This window comes from Candidatus Omnitrophota bacterium, from assembly GCA_018830005.1.
Classification (GTDB): domain Bacteria; phylum Omnitrophota; class Gorgyraeia; order JAHJTE01; family JAHJTE01; genus JAHJTE01.
On sequence record JAHJTE010000001.1, the window covers coordinates 761,881 to 782,950 of the forward strand.

The 21,070-nt window shown below is 39.7% G+C and carries 13 protein-coding genes, 2 tRNA genes, 1 rRNA gene and 3 riboswitches; of the genes, 12 read left to right on the forward strand and 4 right to left on the reverse strand.

Annotated elements, in window-relative coordinates; genetic code table 11:
• Window positions 1-173 precede the first annotated feature (173 nt).
• Window positions 174-294: riboswitch (cyclic di-GMP riboswitch) on the forward strand.
• 65 nt (window positions 295-359) lie between these two features.
• From KJ593_04050 to KJ593_04085, 8 genes are all read left to right on the forward strand, one after another.
• Complete coding sequence (locus KJ593_04050) at window positions 360-1,025, forward strand: hypothetical protein (protein ID MBU2541057.1); 666 nt, start codon at window positions 360-362, stop codon at window positions 1,023-1,025.
• Window positions 1,026-1,086: 61 nt separating this feature from the next.
• On the forward strand, window positions 1,087-1,533 hold the full coding sequence (locus KJ593_04055) for a hypothetical protein (GenBank protein ID MBU2541058.1): 447 nt from the start codon (window positions 1,087-1,089) through the stop codon (window positions 1,531-1,533).
• Between the two features lies 1 nt (window position 1,534).
• Window positions 1,535-2,074 (forward strand): type II secretion system GspH family protein, encoded by a 540-nt coding sequence (locus KJ593_04060; GenBank protein MBU2541059.1) that lies wholly within the window; start codon window positions 1,535-1,537, stop codon window positions 2,072-2,074.
• A 9-nt stretch (window positions 2,075-2,083) separates the two neighbouring features.
• Window positions 2,084-4,660 (forward strand): hypothetical protein, encoded by a 2,577-nt coding sequence (locus tag KJ593_04065; GenBank protein ID MBU2541060.1) that lies wholly within the window; start codon window positions 2,084-2,086, stop codon window positions 4,658-4,660.
• 253 nt (window positions 4,661-4,913) lie between these two features.
• Window positions 4,914-5,033: riboswitch (cyclic di-GMP riboswitch) on the forward strand.
• Between the two features lie 72 nt (window positions 5,034-5,105).
• Window positions 5,106-5,375, forward strand: coding sequence for a prepilin-type N-terminal cleavage/methylation domain-containing protein (locus tag KJ593_04070; protein ID MBU2541061.1), 270 nt, complete (start codon window positions 5,106-5,108; stop codon window positions 5,373-5,375).
• A gap of 20 nt (window positions 5,376-5,395) precedes the next feature.
• The gene (locus tag KJ593_04075) at window positions 5,396-6,007 is read left to right on the forward strand and encodes a hypothetical protein (GenBank protein ID MBU2541062.1); all 612 of its coding nucleotides are present in this window, start codon (window positions 5,396-5,398) and stop codon (window positions 6,005-6,007) included.
• 129 nt (window positions 6,008-6,136) lie between these two features.
• Window positions 6,137-6,226, forward strand: a riboswitch (cyclic di-GMP riboswitch).
• A 123-nt stretch (window positions 6,227-6,349) separates the two neighbouring features.
• Window positions 6,350-8,059: a hypothetical protein gene (locus KJ593_04080; protein MBU2541063.1), complete on the forward strand. Its 1,710-nt coding sequence runs from the start codon at window positions 6,350-6,352 to the stop codon at window positions 8,057-8,059.
• 20 nt (window positions 8,060-8,079) lie between these two features.
• Entirely contained in the window at window positions 8,080-8,574 is a 495-nt protein-coding gene (locus KJ593_04085; GenBank protein ID MBU2541064.1) for a hypothetical protein, read from the forward strand.
• Window positions 8,575-8,675: 101 nt separating this feature from the next.
• On the opposite strand, the gene KJ593_04090 is transcribed toward KJ593_04085, so the two are convergent.
• The 4 genes from KJ593_04090 to KJ593_04105 are packed head-to-tail and all read right to left on the reverse strand — an operon-like array spanning window position 8,676 to window position 14,470.
• Window positions 8,676-10,016 (reverse strand): B12-binding domain-containing radical SAM protein, encoded by a 1,341-nt coding sequence (locus KJ593_04090; protein MBU2541065.1) that lies wholly within the window; start codon window positions 10,014-10,016, stop codon window positions 8,676-8,678.
• Window positions 10,016-10,726: a glycosyltransferase family 2 protein gene (locus tag KJ593_04095; GenBank protein MBU2541066.1), complete on the reverse strand. Its 711-nt coding sequence runs from the start codon at window positions 10,724-10,726 to the stop codon at window positions 10,016-10,018. Before KJ593_04095 ends, KJ593_04090 begins: the two co-directional genes overlap by 1 nt.
• Complete coding sequence (locus KJ593_04100) at window positions 10,719-11,570, reverse strand: hypothetical protein (GenBank protein ID MBU2541067.1); 852 nt, start codon at window positions 11,568-11,570, stop codon at window positions 10,719-10,721. The genes KJ593_04095 and KJ593_04100 overlap by 8 nt, the downstream gene beginning before the upstream one ends.
• Window positions 11,571-11,584: 14 nt before the next feature.
• Window positions 11,585-14,470 (reverse strand): tetratricopeptide repeat protein, encoded by a 2,886-nt coding sequence (locus tag KJ593_04105; protein ID MBU2541068.1) that lies wholly within the window; start codon window positions 14,468-14,470, stop codon window positions 11,585-11,587.
• A 437-nt stretch (window positions 14,471-14,907) separates the two neighbouring features.
• Between KJ593_04105 and KJ593_04110 the strand changes: the two genes are divergently transcribed.
• The 4 genes from KJ593_04110 to KJ593_04125 all read left to right on the forward strand — a co-directional run bounded on the left by KJ593_04110 (window position 14,908) and on the right by KJ593_04125 (window position 20,949).
• The gene (locus KJ593_04110; protein ID MBU2541069.1) at window positions 14,908-18,132 is read left to right on the forward strand and encodes a hypothetical protein; all 3,225 of its coding nucleotides are present in this window, start codon (window positions 14,908-14,910) and stop codon (window positions 18,130-18,132) included.
• Between the two features lie 294 nt (window positions 18,133-18,426).
• Window positions 18,427-19,889, forward strand: a 16S ribosomal RNA gene (locus KJ593_04115).
• A gap of 782 nt (window positions 19,890-20,671) precedes the next feature.
• A tRNA-Ile gene (locus KJ593_04120) sits at window positions 20,672-20,747 on the forward strand.
• Between the two features lie 129 nt (window positions 20,748-20,876).
• A tRNA-Ala gene (locus tag KJ593_04125) sits at window positions 20,877-20,949 on the forward strand.
• Window positions 20,950-21,070 lie beyond the last annotated feature (121 nt).

Sequence of the window (21,070 nt, forward strand, 5' to 3'; positions counted from 1 at the left end):
TTAGGCAAGGCTAAAATCTCTGAGTATGTTTTTATAACTTTAACATTAGCAATAGGTTGCATTAAGGATATCTTTTGTTTTCAGCTTGAAATCATGCATTGTCTATGTTATACTTAAATTGTTAGGAAATAAGCTCGAAAAAACCCTGAATCTAGTGTTCTGTATAGGGCATTAGTCGGAAAAGGCAAACCATTTGAAAGAATGGGGCGGATTGAAGTGTCTGGCTTGATAAGAGCCGCAAAGCTAAAAGAGCCTACGTCCTGAATTTTTAGGATAGGGTAGTCAGCTGCCGAGATTAAGGTTTGTAACCCTATTCTTTTGTAAAAAAATAGGGTTTTTTATTTTTATGAGGCCTTAAGATGAAAAGAAAAGGTTTTAGTTCATTAGAGTTAATAATTGGCTTAGCCCTTACGGCTATTATGGCTACTATGGGCATTGTTAATTTCAGTAGCCAGGATGCGTTATTGCTTGATGCTGCAGCCCAAAAAGTTGTCTCTGACTTAAATTACGCCAGGATGTTGGCTATTGACATGGGAGAGCAAAGCGAATATACTTATTCTGGAGGCGAAGCAGGCGAGGAGGCAGGCAACTTTGTGGTTATGGATTTTAGTGATGAGGCTTCAACTCTTCCTAGTTCTTATCGCGCTGTTCCTGCGTTACAGCTGCCTGCAGAAACTGGAGATCCTGTTGGCACAAGAATTAGTGTGTTATATGAACCGGTAGTGAGAAATATTACAGAAAAAGTTGAACTTTTTTTTCCTAGTGAAGATGATTTTAAACAAGTCAAGATACAATCTGTAGACTTTGGCGATGACGGATCAGGCGGCGCTTATAACGCTGTTCGTTTTGAAGGACCTACAGGCAGACCAATGAACGGTACCTGGGTTATGGGGAATGATGAAAATGCTTATTTTTCAACTGATACAGGATTGGGAAGTTCAGGTGGCATTATTGTTGTAGAGTATAATGGCAGAACTAAGATAGTCAGGATTTCTCGTATCGGAAGGATTACTATTGAAAATTAATAATATTAGTAACAGATTGCATAAACTGTTAATTTTAAAAGCTCCATCAGGTCTATCACTGATGGAGCTTTTGGTTGTTATTGTCATTATCGCAGTATCCTTATTGCCTCTCTATGCCTTATTCAATCAAGCAATACTAGCCCATGTAACTGCTCAAGTTATGACTACTTCTTCTTATCTTGGCCAGTATGCTATGGAAAGTATGTTGTCCAAGGATTTTTTTGAGCTTCTTAACGAACTTGATAGTGATGTGCATTCTTATGGCAACGATACTGTCTTTGCTGGCCCTTTTTCTAAGTATAAATACACAATAGAGGTTGATGCTATTGATCCTGAATACGGTGGCGCTGGAGGGGATTTAGCTGATATAAGTGCGAGAGTTAGTTCAGCTGATGGCGTTGCAAGCGGCAGTTATCTGCGTATCTATGTAAGGATAACAAATGATATTCAGCCCGGTAAGCAATTAGAACTCTACAGTATAGTCACACCAGCAGGAGACGGGTATTGATATGAAAACAAAAGGGTTTACTCTTATAGAAATGGTTATTAGCATTGCGGTTTTAGCTATTATTGCTGTAGTGCTTACCCCTATTGTATTACAATCAATAGATTTATTTTTGATGTCCAGAACTCAAGAGGTACTTGCTAATGAATCAAGATTTGCCATGAATTGGATGTCAGAAGAAATAAAAACAGAATGCGCAAGTTTCAATACTATTGACGGTATGAGTTTGACATTTACAACCTGTGCAACGTGTGATCCTCCCAATACACCGATTTCCTATGATTGGGATAGTGCTAATAATAGATTGATTCGAACAGTTGGCGGAGGAGACGACAACGACGATATTTTAGCTGAAAGAGTAAGTTTTGCAGAGTTTCGGGTTTTTGATACAGTTGATTTAGATATGTCGGCAGGACAGACTAACGTGAGTGATTTCAGTACGTTTGATGTAAGATTTGTGCAGATAAGATTAGCGATAACAGATGATACTGGAACAAAGGCCTATAGCCTTGTAACTCGGATTATGCCGCGTTATCTGCAATAGCCAGTGTTGATGATGCTAAGTTTTAAATTTAACAGAAAATCCTTTGCCTTAATTCTGGCGCTGTGGATTCTGGTTGCCTTTAGCGTTATTGCCATGACAGCGATGTATGTGGTAAGCCGCAAACTTGATGAATATGTAAACCAGATAAATTCGCTTAAAGGTCAGTATTTAGCAGAATCAGCCAAGAATTACTTTTTAGAATATGTCACACCTTTTGATAATGATTTGATGGGCAACCCCCAGATAAACAAGGAATTAGGAGGAGAAAACTTTCAATTTAGTATAAATTATGACACTGACCCTGCTCCTACAGCACGAACTGCAAGTATGACCCTTACCGGAAGCTCTCCTGGAGTTAACCGCTTTATAAGCTTGAATATAATTGAAGATGAAAATCAGAATGATGAAATAATTAAAAAAGTTAAGAAATACAATGCGGTTATTAAGAATCAGAACCCGATTACCTTAGAGGATGTGTGTATCACCAGAGGTTGTACTGAGTGGTATACTGCGGCTGATTGTGTTGACAACTGTCCTTCAACCAGTGGCGCTACTCCCGACGGTTGTTGTGAAGTATGTTATAGCTCGAGTAACTGCACTGATGCCTGTCCTTCAACCAGTGGTGGTAGTCCGAGTGGTTGTTGTGAGGGCTGTTATAGCTCAAGCAACTGCACTGATGCCTGTCCTTCAACCAACTACTGTTGCGAAGGATGCTACAACTCAAGCAACTGCACTGACTCCTGCCCTTCAACTAGTTCCTGTTGCGAAGGATGCTACAACTCAAGCAACTGCACTGACTCCTGCCCTTCAACTAGTTCCTGTTGCGAAGGATGCTACAACTCAAGCAACTGCACTGATACCTGTCCTTCTACTAGTTCCTGTTGTGAAGGCTGTTATAGCTCAAGCAACTGCACTGACTCCTGCCCTTCAACTAGTTCCTGTTGCGAGGCATGTTATAGCTCAAGCAACTGCACTGACTCCTGCCCTTCAACTAGTTCCTGTTGTGAAGGCTGTTATAGTTCTTGTTTTAGTGCTGTTACTAATAATTATTATAATGGGGATTGCAGCCAAGACACTGCTGCTAGTTGCTGTCTTTCTTCTGTGCCTTCAGGCTATGAATACTGTTGTGAGGCAGTTTCCTGTCAATGTCAGACAGCAGCATATCCGTGTAAAACTGTGTGTTGTCCAGAGTCAGACTATCCAACTTGGAGTACGACTTGTGATGCTAGTTATAGCTGCGATTCAAATTGGGAGCAGTCTTGCATTGAGACGGGATGGTGTGCTTGCTCATTAGAAAGAGAGACTGGTTTTATTCTAGCAGGCGGGGAACCACAATGTCCGTGTTGTCTAGAATATGGGGATTGGACTTGTAAGACTATAAAGTTAGCATGTCCAGGCGGATGGAAGACCTCCTGCAGTAACTACGAATGTAGTAATTATGATTGTAGTGATTACGAATGTAGTAATTATGAGTGTAGTAATTATGAATGTAGTAATTATGAGTGCAGAAACTACGACTGCAAAAACTATAAATGTAAGACAGAAGATTGCACAGCATGGCGTTCGCCAACATTTCATAGCACTACCTACTTTGACGTATCAAGCGTCCAAGTAACTACAAACTATTCTCCCACTGCGAATCAGGCAATATGGGGAGAGTCCACTGACGCTAAGAACCTCTATGTAAATGGTAGCCTAGACCTTGATAATATCAGTGATATTACAAAATATGGTGTCTGGGGTGATGCCTATGCAAAGGATGCAATAACTGATACTATTGGTGCAATACATGGTAGTGAGTTTGAGAATTGTAACTCAGTCGCAAATCCTGATGAATGTAGCTGGTCAGTTACAAAACCCGCAATAGATACAGCTTATTATGATAGGTTATTTGTTAAGGCGCAGGCTATGACTGCAGGCGATTTGCCAGATATAACCACTACCTCTTCAGGCTCCTCTGATCGACAACTAAAAGGAAAGAATATTTTTGTAAATGGCAATGTTACTATTAGTACTGATAGCGATAATCCCTTGGAAGGCCCAGGGAATATTATTGCTATTGGAACAATTACAATTAGTAATAGTGCTCATATTGAAGAGAATATTGGCCTTATCAGTAAAACCGCAGTTAATATTGGTCAGTCAGCGCGTGTTGGTAGGGCCAAGACCGGGGATACAAGTGGTGAATTTATTCAAGGAAAAGGCGTATTTATCTATGTTGCTAGAGATGCAGGCACAACTGTAGTAGATTTAGGATATTATTCCAAGACAAAGGCCTATATCTTAGTAGTGCCGCATACATCTGGTACCACAGAAAATACAATAAAGGTTAGTGACTACCATGATGATGCCTCTCCTGATGATAATCGTTATGCCCGGCTTCAGGGTTTAATCTATACTGAAGGTCTTCATGATGAGACTGGTGAGGTTTACGGCTATATTTATACAGACAATCTAACCAATGACCAGATAGTAATGTTGCGGCTGCTTGAGGATGATGTTTCTGGAACTCCTGTTGAATCACAGCGGCCCATAAAAATCAGAGGCCTTTATAACATTGGCATAGCCAACCTTACTTATAAATAGCCTTCCTAGATAGACCCCAAATTTCAAACCAACTACTAATCTTTCAATGGCTGCGCTGTTGGTTTTTGGATTTATTTGTTTCTGTATTTGTAACTTTAATATAGCAATATGTTGTATAAGATAAAAAAATATTGCTTAGCCTTGAAATATAACAGGAGGTATGTTATATTTTATGTTGACAATTTAGAAATGAAGCGAAAAGTCCCGAATCTAGTAGTTTAGGTGTCGGGATCCCTTCTAAAATGCTAAATATTTTAGAAGGGGGCAAACCATTTGAAAGAATGGGGCGGGCCGAGTGCCTGGTCCTAATAAGGACCGCAAAGCTAAAGAGCCTAAGTCCTGAATTTTCAGGATATGGTAGTCAGTTGCCGAAGTCAAAACAGCAATTTACTACCCTATTCTTTTAAGTGGAATAGGGTTTTTTTATGTGAGGATAAGACTAAAGATGGACAAGAAAGGTTTTACACTAGTTGAGATTATGATTGTAGTCGGGGTTCTTGCGCTGCTAATGGCTATTTCATTGCCGATATTATCAAGAATGCGCCAAAATGCAAATGAGGCAAAAACCCAGGCTGAACTTAATTCACTGTATAAGGCAGTTAACATGTATTATGCCTATAATGGCAGATACCCTAGCGAGTTGAGCGAATTAAGTGATTATATTACAATAGCTAACATTGATAATAAATACGAGTTGAATTCGGATCTACCTTAAGAGGACTTGGTGAAGAGAAGATGATTAAGAATTGTTTAGTCTCCATATTTAGTTTGATCTTGCTGCTAGGCTTATCCTTAAGTTCTGCAGAGGCAGCTTCTAATAATACCTGGTTGATTAAATCAAAGGCCACTGGTTCAGAACAGGTATTTGCTGTGTGGATGGATGGTCGGTTGAGTTCTGGCACACCTGTCTCAGAGGACGGGATTATTAGTAGTGTAACCTTTAGTGGCAGTCAATATCTTTCTGCCAAGGAATGGGTTACAAATGAGCAGACTGGTGCAGTCCGCACTTATTGGAGCAATAAACCTATTGTCTATGGAATGGAATCAGAAGGAGGTACATACAGGATTGTCTTATCGGCAAAGAATTATGTTGGTAGCACTGGTTGGAGCCTGCCAAAGGGATATAAGAATTTTAATGTCGTTGTTAAAGTAGCTAATAAGAAGGTTGGTACAATTCTCCTAGAGGCAAGTGATACAGAGGTAAAGACAGGGTATCTGGTCCTAAATGATATCGAATCAGGCGTTCATCAGGTCAAACTAATCTGGAATAATGATAGCTACAAGCCAGCAAAGAAGTGGGATGCAAATATAGAAATCCAAAGTGTAGCATTTGAGAAGATTGAATAAGGTTTATTTGAGTGTACCCGCCCTTAGATATAACTTGCTGTATAGCAATGAGTTATGAAAATAATAATTATTGGCAGATTATTGAAATAAGCCTTTATTTGTGTTATACTTTAGTTGACAATTAGTTAAGTACGAAAAGGGCAAACTATTCGAGAGAATAGGACGCAAAGCCAAGAGTCCTTAGCATCTTTAGATGTCAAGGATTGTCTGGTTACCGAAATTAAAAATGTGGACCTATTCTTTTCGAAGAATAGGTTTTTTATTTATATAAAGAAAATTGCTTGAAGCTTATGTTTTATTGCGGTATACTATTAAGCGGTATATTACTAGGAGGATCTAAAAATGAACAGGAATCTTAGAAAGGGATTTAGTAGTATCGAATTTATCGGTGTGCTTACGGTAATTGTTGTAATTTTGGCATTTTCTATCCCTAAAATTGTATCTACAAAAATAGCAGCAAACGAAACTGCCGCAATCAGCGATCTCTACAAATTGGGATCAGCGTTTGAAGCGTATCGCTCAATATACAGTACTTACCCAAGAGATTTTTCCGACCTTAACAACCTTGCTCCGGATTTAATCGGGCAGGAGTTTGTCTCAGTCTCTGGGGCAGAATACGCTAAAGGCGGATATGCCTTTAAGATTGATTCTGTTGATACTGATATTGTGCCTACATATGCCTTTAGAATCTATGCTGAGCCAAAGGTTTCTTCGTTCAGGGTTACTGCTGGTCTTGTTAGCGGTATTCCTACTGGTAGACGCGTATTTAAGTATGGTGTGAATAAGGCAGACGCTAGTGTTGGTTATTATGCTAAGAATCCTGGAACGAGTCAGCCTGAGGCAATCTCCGACTGGATTCCTCTTACAGGAGTTGAAGGACGGGGTTTTATGGGCACATCAACAACTACACCACCTCCACCACCTCCACCACCAACTTCACCTCCTACTACAACAACTACAACAACTACTACTACAACGTCCGATACTGCACTTACATTTACAACGCAGACTATTACAACTACTATAGCCACTATAACCACTACAACAACTACAACTAGCACAACGACTACTACACTAGGGCTAATCGGAACTACTACCACTGTACAGACAACAACAACCACAGATGTAACAGAAACACTTCCTGGTCTTCTTAGTTGTCCTTATGTTCATGTTTGGGATGGAAGTCAGTTTATAAAAGACAATGATATTATTCCGGGTGGAAATACTCATGAATATACTGATTACTATAAATTAACCAAACAGGTTAGTGCGGATAAAAATGGTGACTTATTATTTAAGATTATTGAACCTTTGGATGAAAAATCTTATCTTGATAAGGCACATCTAATAGAGGTTAGACATCCTAAGTTTGTTAATATTGCTCCTTCGCCAGAGGGTGAGATGTTCACTTATAAACAAAGGGCCTTAAGGCGACCAAGAAAGGCCATTGATACAAATGGTGAAGATATTCTAAGTCTTGTTTCTAGCAAGGGCAAAGGTGATTATCATGGTCTTCCTGGAGATTTTGTTACATTTGATTTTGGTAAGATTAAAAAAGCACCTAATGGCATGCGACTTATCTTAAGCTCTGACTTAGAATATGCCTATGCTGCTAAAAGCACGAAGTCGCTGCATATTGAGGTGTTTCTTGAGGATAGCTATTGGCAGGAGATCTCTATAGTTCATCCTCATGAGGCCTGGGATATCTGGGCAATAGATCTAGCTTCATTTAAAGACAAGATTGCTGGTGAGCTTAGGGTAAAGATCAACTGGAAAAATGAACACAAGCTAGATTTTGCACTTTTAGATATGTCAGCCCAGGTTCCGATTAAGATTAGAGACCTAGCCTTGGTTGAGGCAAAACACAATAAGAGATTCTTCAGTAATGTAATGTCTCTACTTAAGAAGTCTGATAATAGATATGCCAAGATGGTTAAAGGCGATGAGATATCTCTTAGATTTAGAGGTTCTAGCAAGGGCTTAGAGCCTAAAGAGGTGTTAAGTTATATCTTTGTCAGCGAGGGCTTTTATAAGCCGCTCATTAAGAAATGATAGGCTAGATATAGGCGAATATGTTTAGAAACAATAGTCCCGTTAGAGAGCCTAACAAAGCAAAGAGGACTCTGACGGGACTTACTTTATTTGAGGCCCTATTAGTTACGGCGGTAATCGGGATTGTTCTTGTCTTGAGTATTCCACACCTATCCAGGATGAAAATCCAGGCCAATGAGACTGATGCAATAGCCTCTTTGGGCAAGATAGCCGCAGCCATGGAGGTTTACCGTATCCTCTATAAAACATATCCAGACAATTTAAATAAGCTCTCAATAGTCAATCCTACTCTTTCAGCAGGACCATTGTTGAGTAGTGGCTCAAAAAGTGGCTATAATTACCGGATTGAAATTGAAGATGAGAGTTTTGATCCGAATAGCTTTACTGTGATTGCAGAACCAAAACAGCCGCTTAAAACTGGTGAACATAGGTTTAAAGTTGACCAGAATGGAATCATATATTCTACAGACTCTCAGACCTCAATAGTCTGGATGCCTCTGGGCGGTGCAATCTAAAAGGCCCTCCTCGAGATAATCTCTTCCTTAAGTCTAATCCACTCTTTTTTAAAGGTCTAATAAAGAAAACTTGGTAGGATCCTTGAGCTTTATAGAAAGGCCTATTTTATGAAATCAATAAATAGCCGCAATTCTCTAGGCAGGGTTCTAATGTTAATTCCAGATATTCTCTTGGCGAGATAACCTGGCCTTAGATAAAAGGAGTAATATGCGTTTCTAGTAATCGTTGTCAGTTCTTTTAGCGAGTAATTTCCACCCGGGCAGCTTTGGGGGAAATCAAGCGTTTTTCTATTTCCTTTTATACTTTCATAGAATTTAGTCCCAGGATAGGGCGTTGCAATATGGAAGGAGGCATAGGTGGGATTTAGTTGCTTAGCCAGCTCTATAGTTTTTTTGAAATCCTCTTTTATTTCTTCTGGAAATCCGAACATAAAGAAACAAGCTGTCTGGATCCCTGCTGATTTTGTTAATTCAATACCATTTCTTATTTGTTCTAAGGTTAATTGTTTTTCTATTCTTTCTAGAATCCTTTGCGAGCCTGATTCAATTCCAAAATGAATGAGGACACAGCCTGCTTCTTTCATCATCTTTAGCATCTCAAGGCTTAGTGCATCTGGCCTAGTCTGGCAAGTCCAGCGGAAACCATGTTTGTTTTTAATCAGATAATTGCATAGTTCTTTCACCAGCTTCTTGTTGAAGGTAAAGGTCTCATCATAAAAATAGGCGTTTTTTATGCCGAACTTTGAGATTGCAGTTTCCACTTCAGCAATAAGCTTCGTGCTGGATTTTAGCCGGCAGGTATTGCCGTACATTACCTGTAGGCAATAGGTACATTTATACGGACATCCTCTTGCACCCTCAAAGATCATAAATCTATCACCCAGGATTTCGTAATTGTATTTGTATTGTTTTACAAGATGATAAGCAGGAAGGGGTAGAGAGTTTAAATCAACCAATTCTGTTTTTGGATTAGAGATTATCTTGCCGCCTTGTTTATAAACTAGGCCAGGGACATATTTTTTTTCTTTCCTAGCCAGATCTAGCACCATAGACTCTGGTTCGCCCTTGATTATGCCTGCGGCCCCACTTTTTTCTAGAACCTCCTCAGGAAAGAGGCAGCAGTGAGCGCCATAAAGATACAGATTCTCTTTTGGAAAGGCAGCGATAAATTCAAGGAATGTCTCAAAATCAAGGTTAGGGCATTGCCATTTATAGAGAGGACTTGAGGTGATAATTATTTTATCATATTTTCTTGAAAGAGTAATTATATCAGCTTTTGCTTTGCTATCAGCGTTTGCATCAAAGATCTCAACATCAATACCTGCCTTTTCCAATATAGCAGCACAATACATTAAATCAAGAGGAGGGAAGGTGCGGTTAAATCTGTGCCCCTTTTTACTTACCTTGGTTTTCCAGCTGGGGTTAACTAAAAGAATCTTCATTAATGCACCCAGAATCTGCTTTTAAGGAAGAGGGTAAAAAGATGTCTATATCTGTATATGGCCTCGTCTATAATATTAAATTTACTTTTTCTAGTGTCATCGCAATCAACAGAGATTTCAGTAATCTTACCGCCACTTTTGAAAATTCTGTAGATAGTTTCCACTACATAAGAAGTTCCTACATCCCGGCTTAGAAAATCCAGATATTGAAGCAAGGTCTTTCTTCTATAGGCCTTGGCTGAGGGTGAATAGTCATGGAAGGGAAGTCCCATTAATAAATGCGCAATCCCTATATATATAATGCTTCCCCAGCGTCTTATCTTTGATCTGCGTTGCGTCCCCATTACCTTAGAGCCTATGACTACCTCAAAGTCAGCTAAAAGATTGCAGGCCTTCTGAATAAAGCTCATATCAATAGTAAGATCCATATCCAAGGATACAATTTTATCAAAGCAGGCCTTGCCAACTGCCTTACGAAAGGCCAACCCTACGCCCCTGCGACGACTAAGAATAACCTTAACATTAGAATTTTTGCTAGCAAGCTCATTAGCTAAAAGAGCACTTTTATCAGTACAGCCGTTACAAGAAAGCATGACTTCGTAGTTGGGTTTAAGTTTCCCAAGATGATTTAGAATCTTCGTAGTATTTTTAACAATCAAGTCTTCTTCATTATAGACCGGAATAATAACTGATATACCTTCTTTATCCATCTTTGCTCCTTTTTCTGGATGCATAAGTTATGTATATTAAAATTATGATTACTAATCCTGAGAAAAATAACCAGCTATTTGTAAACCAATTCTTTAATGGCTCCTTTGCTTCAACTGATAAAAAACAAGGGCTCATTTCTGAGTAATGTTTGTTCTTGTATTCATACTCGGCAATAAAGAATGCTAGGGAATTTGTAAGGGGCAGTACCTTAAAGTTTTGGAAGTCGAATTGGATTTCAATTTGTGCATTTGCAGGGAGTTTGAGCTTATCAGATTCTAGATGTGAGATAATCTCTTTAGCGTGCAGAACCTTGAGGGTGATCTCTTTAGTTGTCTCATCAAGATTCAGCAATGTTAGAGAGGCCTGCTTTTTTTGGTTGCCGGAAATTACGAAACTTGCAGCCTTAATTGCAATTCGGCTTAAAGTATTTTGGCCTACATTAAACTGGTGTATCCTTGGCGTTGAGAACGGATAGCCGTTTGCATCTTGATAAGAGATTAATAGAGGCAGATGATATGTCCCCTCTAGGTTTACTCCCAGAGATTTGATATCTAAGTCTTCCTGCCAGATAAACTCTTTGTTCGGATCCAGGTTTACTGGATTAGATAAGATGTAGTCTTTATCTCTTGAGAGGATAGCCGGAAAAACTGAATAGGCAGTTTCATCTCCTTTGTTTTTCACCTTTACCTCAAGTCTTAATATTCCCTTTTTACTATCTGGGTTAATAACCTCACTATTTATAACAGTTTCTATGGTTATTTGTTCTGCCAGGACATAATTAATAGGCATTAGGAGCATCACTGTCAGCGCGATAAACAGATTAATAATAAAGTTTGTTTTCATTATTTATATCCTCCTTATTTATTTTTCATATCTTTAATTGACGCCTTGGCATGTTCTACGTAGAGGGAGTACTTATCTATAGTTGCTGCTTTTTTTAAACTCTCAAGGGCTTTTTTATTCTTGCCCAAGCTTCGGTAGATCTGTCCTATTTCATAGTAAGATTCTGCTATATAGCGGCTATCCGGATATTCTTTTATTATGCGCTGGTAAAGTTCGACTGCCATATCTCGATTTCCAAGCTCAAAATGCGCCCGAGCGCAAAAGAGCATAGACAAAGTACGGTCTACGATATCCAAAGAAGATTTCTCTATTACCTTATTAAAGGTGTGGATAGCTTCTTTATAACGTTTTTGACTGAAGAGCTCCGAGCCTTTGCGATAGGCCCTTACAGGATAATTGCGCACCTGGTAGCAATATATAGTTGATAGTCCTATCAAGATCAATATTAGCATCATAATCTTTTTATGATATTTACAGATAGCTTGAGAGATTCTAGTGCTAGATATAAATCTTAAATTTCCAAAGGGCTCTTTTTTGCTGAAGGCACAGTATAATATTAAGATAATTCCTAAAATTGACAGACCTATGCCTGTCCAATCAAAAGCAGTCTTAGAATAATATAGGAGGACATCGCGAGATTGAGGGATGACCATCATAAAACCCGGGGCTATAGGATATATGTCTTTTGCGCCTTTGACCTTCCAGTTTGGAAAGTAGCTGACCTTGATTATATGAGGCAGGCCTAGGTAAGGAGTAGAAAAGCGGATGCTAAAAGGCTCTACTTTTGCCGATATTTTAGATTGATCGATCCCTGATATAGGCTTACGATTGATAGCAAGCTCTGTTAAGGAAGTAACTTCTTTAAAGAATATCCTTTCCCTGTCAGACTCTTTGACGAAATCTTTAGGGACGATAGGAATATCGTTAGTATTTAGCTGTCTAAACCATTTATAAAAGGTATTTTTCCAGTTAGGGCCATTATAGATTAGGGGGTAATTCTTGCTAACACTCACATAACCTAGTTCACCAGTATATTTAAAGATCTTTATCTCGCCTCTTTTAAACTCTTCTTTGAAATTCGGATGTTTGGATAGTTCGTCTTTCATTTCTTGGCTGGCAACAATTATTTGGCCTATATTGAACATTTCAAAGTGGGAGGGCAAAATAGAAGTATTGATTCTGGGAAAGGCATAAGCTATTGGAGCTAAGGTTTCTTTTGAAAACTCTGCCTGAAGAGACATTATTGACTTTGATAGAAAAGAAGAGGAGAAGAGTATGCCCTCTAGTGTCGCCCTTCCGGAGAAATATGGCAGAGATTCAAATACGCGGTCAGTTCCATATCTTTCATATAGGTTAGATTTTTCATAGGCAACCCTGGGATCAGAAAAGTCGCCAGCTAGATGTTCATTTATGCTCTTGAATTCTTTCCAAGAAGGAAGTGCTTCATATCCAGAGTAGTTATATTTGAACCAGTCAGTAGCCTCTTGGCCAATGCTACTGCTAAATTTAAAGATTGCCTCTGTAGAGCCTAAGGCTATTATGGCAAGGATTACAAAGGCGACTAGATTTCTCCTGATGCTATGCGTGTTGACTTCGAGTTTTATCAGGCCTTGAATGAAAAAGATTAAATACCCCAGAAGATCCACACTTATAAATAAAAGCATGAAGACCACAACCGGCAAGAATCTTATGTCCGGTATCTCTAATAAATGCGCATTCATATACAATAAGATAGCGATTAAAGTTATAAAACAGAAATAACGGTAAGGACGGTTGCTTCTCGTTTTTAGATAAATTCCTTTTTTGTGCAGGTGGTATTTAATAATAAAGATTAAGAGGGGTAATACAAAAAGAATTACAGCAGGGATTGAGAATTTTTCCCATAGAAATTTCCAGATAAAAAACCCCAGTAAGGTAGCTAGGAGAAATATGCTAGTTTTAAAAAGAATCTTTCTTTCTTTTTGGGGAGCGTTGTTTTCTTCAAATATTTTATCCACTCCTAGTAAGAGAGCCCTGCATACAAAGGCGGTAGCAAATATAAATATAGAAGGAAATAGGACCTCTTGTTTTTTGTTGAACACCCATATAAGGTAGAAGGGCATCATATATTCTTTAGTGGCCAGAAAGGGTAAGATCCAAAATCCCATCAACAGGAAGGCTAGGAGATTTAGCCGTATTAAATATTTTATATTCGCAATTAAGGTCTTTTTGTTAAAGATGAAAAAGATTGGTAAAAGCAGCGCTACGAGAAAAACAAAACTGTGGATTAGGCCAATCAATGCCAGCAGGATAGAATTTATTAACAGATTCTTTTTGTGATTTAGACCAAAGTATAGTGAGGCAAGGTAGTAGGCGAAGAACATAAAGCTGAAGCTATAGCAGAATTCGCCGGCAAAGGTACTTTTTAGATTGCCGCCGAACATTGTGTAATCTCCTTGAAAAAGAAAGACCAGGCATAGGCAGGCAGCAATCGCAGGAAGTGGAAAGCGATAATTCATTTTCTTGAATGCAAAGTAGCTTAAGAAGGGAAGAAAAATTGACCCTAGAATGGTTACGATTTTAAGTCCTATGGTCAAGGGAATAAAGTAGCTAAGCATCACTGAGAGAAGAAAGGGCAGGGAGAAATAAAATTGAAATAAGGGATACCCACAAGAGTTACCTGGATGCCAACCAGAAAGCGTATAAGAGGGCAGGAGTTCAGTCTTTAGATAATGAGCCAACGAATACCAGGATGCAGTATCTCCGCCAGTAAGTATAGTATCCTTAAAGATTAAAGAGCTATCAAGAAATGTAAACAAGAAGATAAAGATTCTTGCCAGGATATAAATATCTACAGCTAATTGGAGATATTTTATGAAGTTTTTGGTTGGGCTATTTATCTTATCTTGGATAAAGTCCATATTTATTATTTCTTAGAGGTCCTTGAAAAGCAGCATAGGGTTATATCAGAGCCAATATATAATTTTAATACATTATAAGCTCAGAGGCAACAGAAAAGAAAATTCATAACATACTTAAGCGACTTCGGTTAGGATTCCTAGTAGCTAGAAAAGGGAGGTCTAAAGCCAATAATCAGACAAGGGAATATTTTCTGTTTAAAGCAGGAGCATCAAAGGGCAAGAAAAGCGCACTTTCTAAGAAACATTAGTAATGAAAGCCACCTTGACAAATGAGTTTTTTGCAGGTATACTTTTATGTACCAGCCAGTTATGAATTTTGTCTATTATGGGTTAGAAGCCCTTTCTAAATAACCAATTTCAAATAATAAAACTGATTATTCAAGACTTTTAAAAAGTCTCTTTATTCACAATGTGAGAACAATAAATACAAGGAGAGTATGATGAGAAAGAGCTCTATCTTAACTATTGGATTGTGTCTAACATTAATTTTTACTTTCGGCCTTATTTTTGACTCAAGCAGACAGGCAGAATCTGGGGATGTGCTAATTGAAAAAGATACTCTTTCTGTTCTTGAGCCCTCTATAAATGAGGCCTTGATAAGTGAGCAATATAGCATTGATATTCCCGAGCCTCAAGTTAAGGAAACAGCAGGAAAGATCTATTATCATATTGAGGATTTTGGTGTTAATGCAGTTTTGGCCTTGCCAGTCCTGCCACATAAAAAATATTATTTCCAAATCCCTCATAATGCTAAAGATATTACTCTAGAGCTTGTACAGACAGAATCACGCTCTTTAGGCACGATTTACAACCTTGGTGTGTTTGAAGGATTGGCTTCTATGGCTAATCCAGAATACGATTTGGTTGCAGCAAGAGAAAGATATACACTGGATACCTTTCCGGAAAACAATTTTAAGTATTTAGGGGAGCGTTATTTGAAAGGTCACCGTCTGCTTTGCGTTGGCATTAATCCACTTGTCCAGAATTTAAGCGCTAACGAACTTATATTTCATAATAAATATATTATAAATATCCAATATCGTCTTGATGAAACCTTGAGGGATCTTGATACTGAGATGCGCACAAAGAAAAGTCCTGCCTTTGAGAAGACAGCAAAAGAAATAATCTATAATTATCAACAGATACAGCCGTTAGAGGCTCCTCTTGCAGCAGCCCAGACTGTTAGTCTTATACCTGTTGGTGATATGGAGATTAAATACGCGATTATTACCTTGCCTGGAAACGTGTCTGCAGTTCAGCCCTTAGCAGACTGGAAGACTAAGAAAGGAATTCCAGCAGAAGTTTATACTACAGATTGGATTAGCGCAAACTATCCTGCCACTGATTTGCAGAAAAGCATTAGATTATTTTTGACAGAGCCCAATCCAAATTCACCTTATCAGAATTTTTATACGGCAAAATTTGACTGGTTGCTTATTGCTGGTGAGCAGGGAGCAGGTATGCCGGAAAATGATCCGCCTCCAGAAGGAAGGAAATTGCCTAGCCGTTATGTTGGTGCTCCGGGTTATTATTGGTATAGTGGTGATGAGGATCAAGTTCCCGCAGATTATTACTATGCAGATTGTGCTGATCCTACAGTTACTGGCTATGACTGGGATACTAATGACAATGGCATTTATGGTGAATTAACTGATAATATCCTCTGGATTCCTGATACATACGTGGGCAGGATTGCTTCAAACCTAGGGTATTGGTTGAACAAGGTTATCACTAATATTATTGATTATGAAAAGAATCCTGATGTTGGCACATGGACAAAGTCAGCTTTATTAGGCGGAGCAAAGTTGGATGACTCAAACACTGGCGAGCCAGTCATGGAGGCTATTAAGGCAGATTTTCTGGATGGTTCAGGTTTTAGCACTGATCGACTCTACTATGTCAATCCTGGTTCTGGAGAGGGCTTTTTAGATGAGGCTAATTTTGCTTCTTTTGCTAATTCAGGAAGGACTATCATAGAGTGGTTTTCACATGGCGGAAGTTTTCTTGCGATTAGCAACCCCGATGATATTGATCCTATATTTGTAACATATAATAGCCCAATACAAAATGGTAGTAAGCGCTCAGTGGTATATGCTGCAGCTTGTAGTAATGCTCATTTTGATTATTGGTGGGATTATCCTCCTATTGCTCATGCCCTATGCTTGAGTGATATAGCATTAGAAGGCTATGCACCTACTACGAACGCTTGGGGTATTGCCTTTGTTGGAGCAGCAAGACCTATCTATTATTGGAAGCCTGTTACTCATCCTGCCTCACAAGGCTCAGCTCAGGGTGCACAATATCGTTTTAATGAGCAGATTTTTAGTTTAGGAAAATACAATGTGGGTCAGGCTCTATATGATATGAAGCTGGATATGGTAACTGATTTTGATATGGGTGGTACTTTTGATCCAGACACTTCTGGTGCAGAAAGAAAAAATCTTTTTGCCATGAATCTTTTGGGTGATCCAGAGATGCCTATCTGGACTGATGAGCCGCAGCAATTTAATGTTGATTATCCTTCCGAAGTTTACGATACAGCCCATGATCACATAATTACAGTTGAGGACGGTACAAGTTCTCCGGTTGAAGGAGCGCAGGTAACTTTATATAAGGAAGGCGATAGTTTTGGAACAGGCCTGACAGATGTAAACGGCGAGGTTACTTTTACTGTCTCAACAAGTTCTATCGGCACTATGGACCTTACAGTGACAAAGCATAATTTTGTTCCATTCACAGCTGTGATTGCTGTTGTTGTTGAGCCGCCTCCGAGGTATGATTTGACAATTAGTGCAGGCAGCGGCGGAAATACAAATCCAGCTCCAGGAGTTTATAATTATGAAGAGGGTTTTGAAGTTCCAGTAATAGCAATTGCAGATTCATGCTATTCATTCGACCATTGGGAGTTAGATGGCGTAGGCATTGGCTCAAAAAATCCCACTTCAGTTCTTATGGATGAAGATCACAACCTACATGCAGTATTTGTCCAAGATAGCTACAATTTGACAATAACCACAACCAGTGGCGGGACTACAAATCCAGTGCCAGACTCTTATGTATATACCTGTGGTTCCAATGTTCCACTAACTGCTGATCCAGATGCCAGTTATTTATTCGACCATTGGGAGTTAGATGGAATAGATATTGGTTCAGAAAATCCCACTTCAGTTCTTATGGATGAAGACCACAACCTTCATGCTGTATTTGTTTTGAATGAATATGACTTAACTATTACTGCAAGCGAGGGTGGAACCACAGATCCAGCTGTTGGTATTTATACTTATATAGCTGGTTCTGATGTTGCAGTAACTGCACTTGCCGATGAATATCATGCATTCGATCATTGGGAACTAGATGGTATAGATAGAGGCTCAGAAAATCCCATTTCAGTATCAATAGATGATGATCATGGCCTGCATGCGGTTTTTGAGTTGAAGTATATATGTGGCGATGCTAATACAGACGGTGGAGTTAATGTAGGAGATATTGTTTATCTTATTGACCACGTATTCAAGAACGGCCCTGCGCCAGATCCTCTTTTATTAGGAGACGCAAACAGTGATGGAGGGGTTAATGTAGGAGATATTGTTTATCTTATTGACCACGTATTCAAGAACGGCCCTCCACCTTCTGCACAACCAGGCATATGTATGAGTCCTTGATAGGGGCGTTTAAGTATATTTCCTTCCTTTCAAAGTCCTCTAGTCTAGCTCAAGCTGAAATCTGTGATAATCAGTTTAGCAAATTAGGCAAAAATTACACTTGACAAACTTGTTTTATTTTGCTAAACTCAAAAACTGACCATGAAGGCGAACCTATTGAAAATTAAAAGGTTTTATTCCAGCTTGAAAATTTTTGACAACTCATCATAATTAAGATTTAATATAGAAGAGTTGATAAAGGCATCTCTTTGATGCCTTTTTTGTTTGTTCTGTTCTTTGTAAATTTAGAGCCAAATTTTGGAGAGTTTGATCCTGGCTCAGAGTGAACGCTGGCGGCGTGGATTAGGCATGCAAGTCGAGCGATACCGAGTAATCGGTATAGCGGCAAACGGGTGAGTAACACGTGAGTAATCTACCTTAAAGTTCAGGATACCTTCACGAAAGTGAAGTTAATACTGGATAGTACTTTGATATTGCATAATATCAAAATTAAAGCTTTCAAGTAATTGAGAGCGCTATAAGATGAGCTCGCGGCCTATCAGCTTGTTGGTAGGGTAATGGCCTACCAAGGCATTTGACGGGTAACTAGTCTGAGAGGATGTTTAGTCACACTGGGACTGAGACACTGCCCAGACTCCTACGGGAGGCTGCAGTCGAGAATCTTTAGCAATGGGCGAAAGCCTGACTATGCGACGCCGCGTGAGGGATGAAGGTCTTCGGGTCGTAAACCTCTTTCGACCGGGAAGAAACGCTGATTTTAAAAATCAGAACTGACGGTACCGGAAGAAGAAGCCACGGCCAACTCCGTGCCAGCAGCCGCGGTAATACGGAGGTGGCAAGCGTTACTCGGATTTACTGGGTGTAAAGGGTAGGTAGGTGTCCTGATAAGTTGGATGTGAAATCTCTCAGCTTAACTGAGAAATTGCATTCAAAACTGTCAGGATAGAGACTGAGAGAAGAGAGTGGAATTCTCGGTGTAAGGGTGAAATCTGTAGATATCGAGAGGAACACCAATGGCGAAAGCGTCTCTCTAGATCAGATCTGACACTGAGCTACGAAAGCTAAGGGAGCAAACAGGATTAGATACCCTGGTAGTCTTAGCTGTAAACGATGGGCACTAGGTGTTGGCCCGTAAGGGTCGGTGCCGTAAGATAACTCGTTAAGTGCCCCACCTGGGGACTACGGCCGCAAGGTTAAAACTCAAAGGAATTGACGGGGGCCCGCACAAGCGGTGGAACATGTGGTTTAATTCGATGCTACGCGAAAAACCTTACCAGGGTTTGACATGTAGAAAGTAGGAACCTGAAAGGGGGACGACTCGTTAAGTCGAGAATCTACACAGGTGTTGCATGGCTGTCGTCAGCTCGTGCCGTGAGGTGTTAGGTTAAGTCCTGCAACGAGCGCAACCATTATCCTTAGTTACCACTTTGTATTAGACGTAAGTTTAATGCAAAGACAGTCTAAGGAGACTGCCTCGGATAACGAGGAGGAAGGTGGTGATGACGTCAAGTCCGTACGGCCTTTATACCCTGGGCTACACACGTGTTACAATGGAATGTACAGAGCGTTGCAAAACTGCAAGGTGGAGCTAATCGCTAAAACATTCCCCAGTTCAGATTGCGGTCTGCAATTCGACCGCATGAAGTCGGAATCGCTAGTAATGGCGGATCAGCACGCCGCCGTGAATACGTTCCCGGGCCTTGTACACAAAATTAAGCACGCCTGGCAGTCTATAGACTAAGAGGTTAAAATCCTCTCTCCGACGAATTGTCGGGGTAGCCAAAAAAATATTGACAGTCATTAATCGTAAGATTAATGGTGGAGGGTCTGAGGCAAATGACAGCCGGACCAAATGAGATTTATCGACCCATGCGGTGTGTTATGGGGAAGATAGAAGAAAATAACTCTCATCCGGATGTCAGGAAGAGTCTTTTAGATGATCCAGGGAGATCCTGATAAGGAGAGGAGTAATTACTTATTAGGAAGTCAGCAGATCCATAGTACTCCATATGTGGAGGAAGGGAGAAACTCAATGTAATCTGCAGATTATATTGTGGATTTAACCGAAAGATTAAATCCCTTAAATCTCAGATGAATATTGGGGCTCGCCGGATGCGGGAAATCCGCTCGTCCGGTGGGAACGCAGAGTAACTCCTAAACTACTGCAATCCGCCCGTCAAGCGATGGGAGTTTTGAACACCCGAAATCCTACCCTAGGTAGGCTGAAGGTGAGCAGAATGACTGGCGCTAAGTCGTAACAAGGTAGCCGTACTGGAAAGTGCGGCTGGATCACCTCCTTTCTAATATATTTCTTATACAGTCTGCTTTAAGGCAGACAACTGAGTATATATTAGGATTAGAAACAAAATAGTATAAGCCACGACAAATTCTCCTTTTGGCTACTTTTTTTTCTGCACAGATTGGCACAGATTAACTGATACAGATGAGCGCAGATTTAAAACATCTAATATAATATATATGTGCCCGTCTGTGTTTTTTTACTGGCTATGGGTTTTATCTTCACAATCTGTGATTAGGAGGGCCCATAGCTCAGTCGGTAGAGCACCGTGCTGATAACGCGGGGGTGAGAGGTTCGAAACCTCTTGGGCCCACCATTTTTCGTTTTGCCCTTGAAATTGCATTCACAATTTCTAGAGGCGAAGCAAACAAAAATGATCCCGGGCAGTCAGTAATCATTAATCCAATTTTGACTCGGGACGAAAATTTAAATTTGTAAAATTTTCGGGGGTGTAGCTCAGTTGGGAGAGCGCGTGCTTTGCAAGCATGAGGTCGTCGGTTCAATCCCGATCACCTCCACTTAAAAATTTTAGATAAGAAAATTTTTAAGTGCACTCAAGCGAGCGTAGTTTTGCGACAAGCAAAACAGCGAGCGGATGTGCTGTTATGATAGATTTTAACCGCTATTAGAGCGGTTTTT

What these genes read in the sequence shown, in the direction of transcription:
- KJ593_04085 (MBU2541064.1), top strand. Translation starts at nt 8,080, where the DNA reads ATGTTTAGAAACAATAGTCCCGTTAGAGAGCCTAACAAAGCAAAGAGG.
- KJ593_04080 (MBU2541063.1), top strand. Translation starts at nt 6,350, where the DNA reads ATGAACAGGAATCTTAGAAAGGGATTTAGTAGTATCGAATTTATCGGT.
- KJ593_04070 (MBU2541061.1), top strand. Translation starts at nt 5,106, where the DNA reads ATGGACAAGAAAGGTTTTACACTAGTTGAGATTATGATTGTAGTCGGG.
- KJ593_04065 (MBU2541060.1), top strand. Translation starts at nt 2,084, where the DNA reads ATGATGCTAAGTTTTAAATTTAACAGAAAATCCTTTGCCTTAATTCTG.
- KJ593_04095 (MBU2541066.1), bottom strand. Translation starts at nt 10,726, where the DNA reads ATGGATAAAGAAGGTATATCAGTTATTATTCCGGTCTATAATGAAGAA.
- KJ593_04075 (MBU2541062.1), top strand. Translation starts at nt 5,396, where the DNA reads ATGATTAAGAATTGTTTAGTCTCCATATTTAGTTTGATCTTGCTGCTA.
- KJ593_04050 (MBU2541057.1), top strand. Translation starts at nt 360, where the DNA reads ATGAAAAGAAAAGGTTTTAGTTCATTAGAGTTAATAATTGGCTTAGCC.
- KJ593_04090 (MBU2541065.1), bottom strand. Translation starts at nt 10,016, where the DNA reads ATGAAGATTCTTTTAGTTAACCCCAGCTGGAAAACCAAGGTAAGTAAA.
- KJ593_04110 (MBU2541069.1), top strand. Translation starts at nt 14,908, where the DNA reads ATGATGAGAAAGAGCTCTATCTTAACTATTGGATTGTGTCTAACATTA.
- KJ593_04060 (MBU2541059.1), top strand. Translation starts at nt 1,535, where the DNA reads ATGAAAACAAAAGGGTTTACTCTTATAGAAATGGTTATTAGCATTGCG.
- KJ593_04055 (MBU2541058.1), top strand. Translation starts at nt 1,087, where the DNA reads ATGGAGCTTTTGGTTGTTATTGTCATTATCGCAGTATCCTTATTGCCT.
- KJ593_04100 (MBU2541067.1), bottom strand. Translation starts at nt 11,570, where the DNA reads ATGAAAACAAACTTTATTATTAATCTGTTTATCGCGCTGACAGTGATG.
- KJ593_04105 (MBU2541068.1), bottom strand. Translation starts at nt 14,470, where the DNA reads ATGGACTTTATCCAAGATAAGATAAATAGCCCAACCAAAAACTTCATA.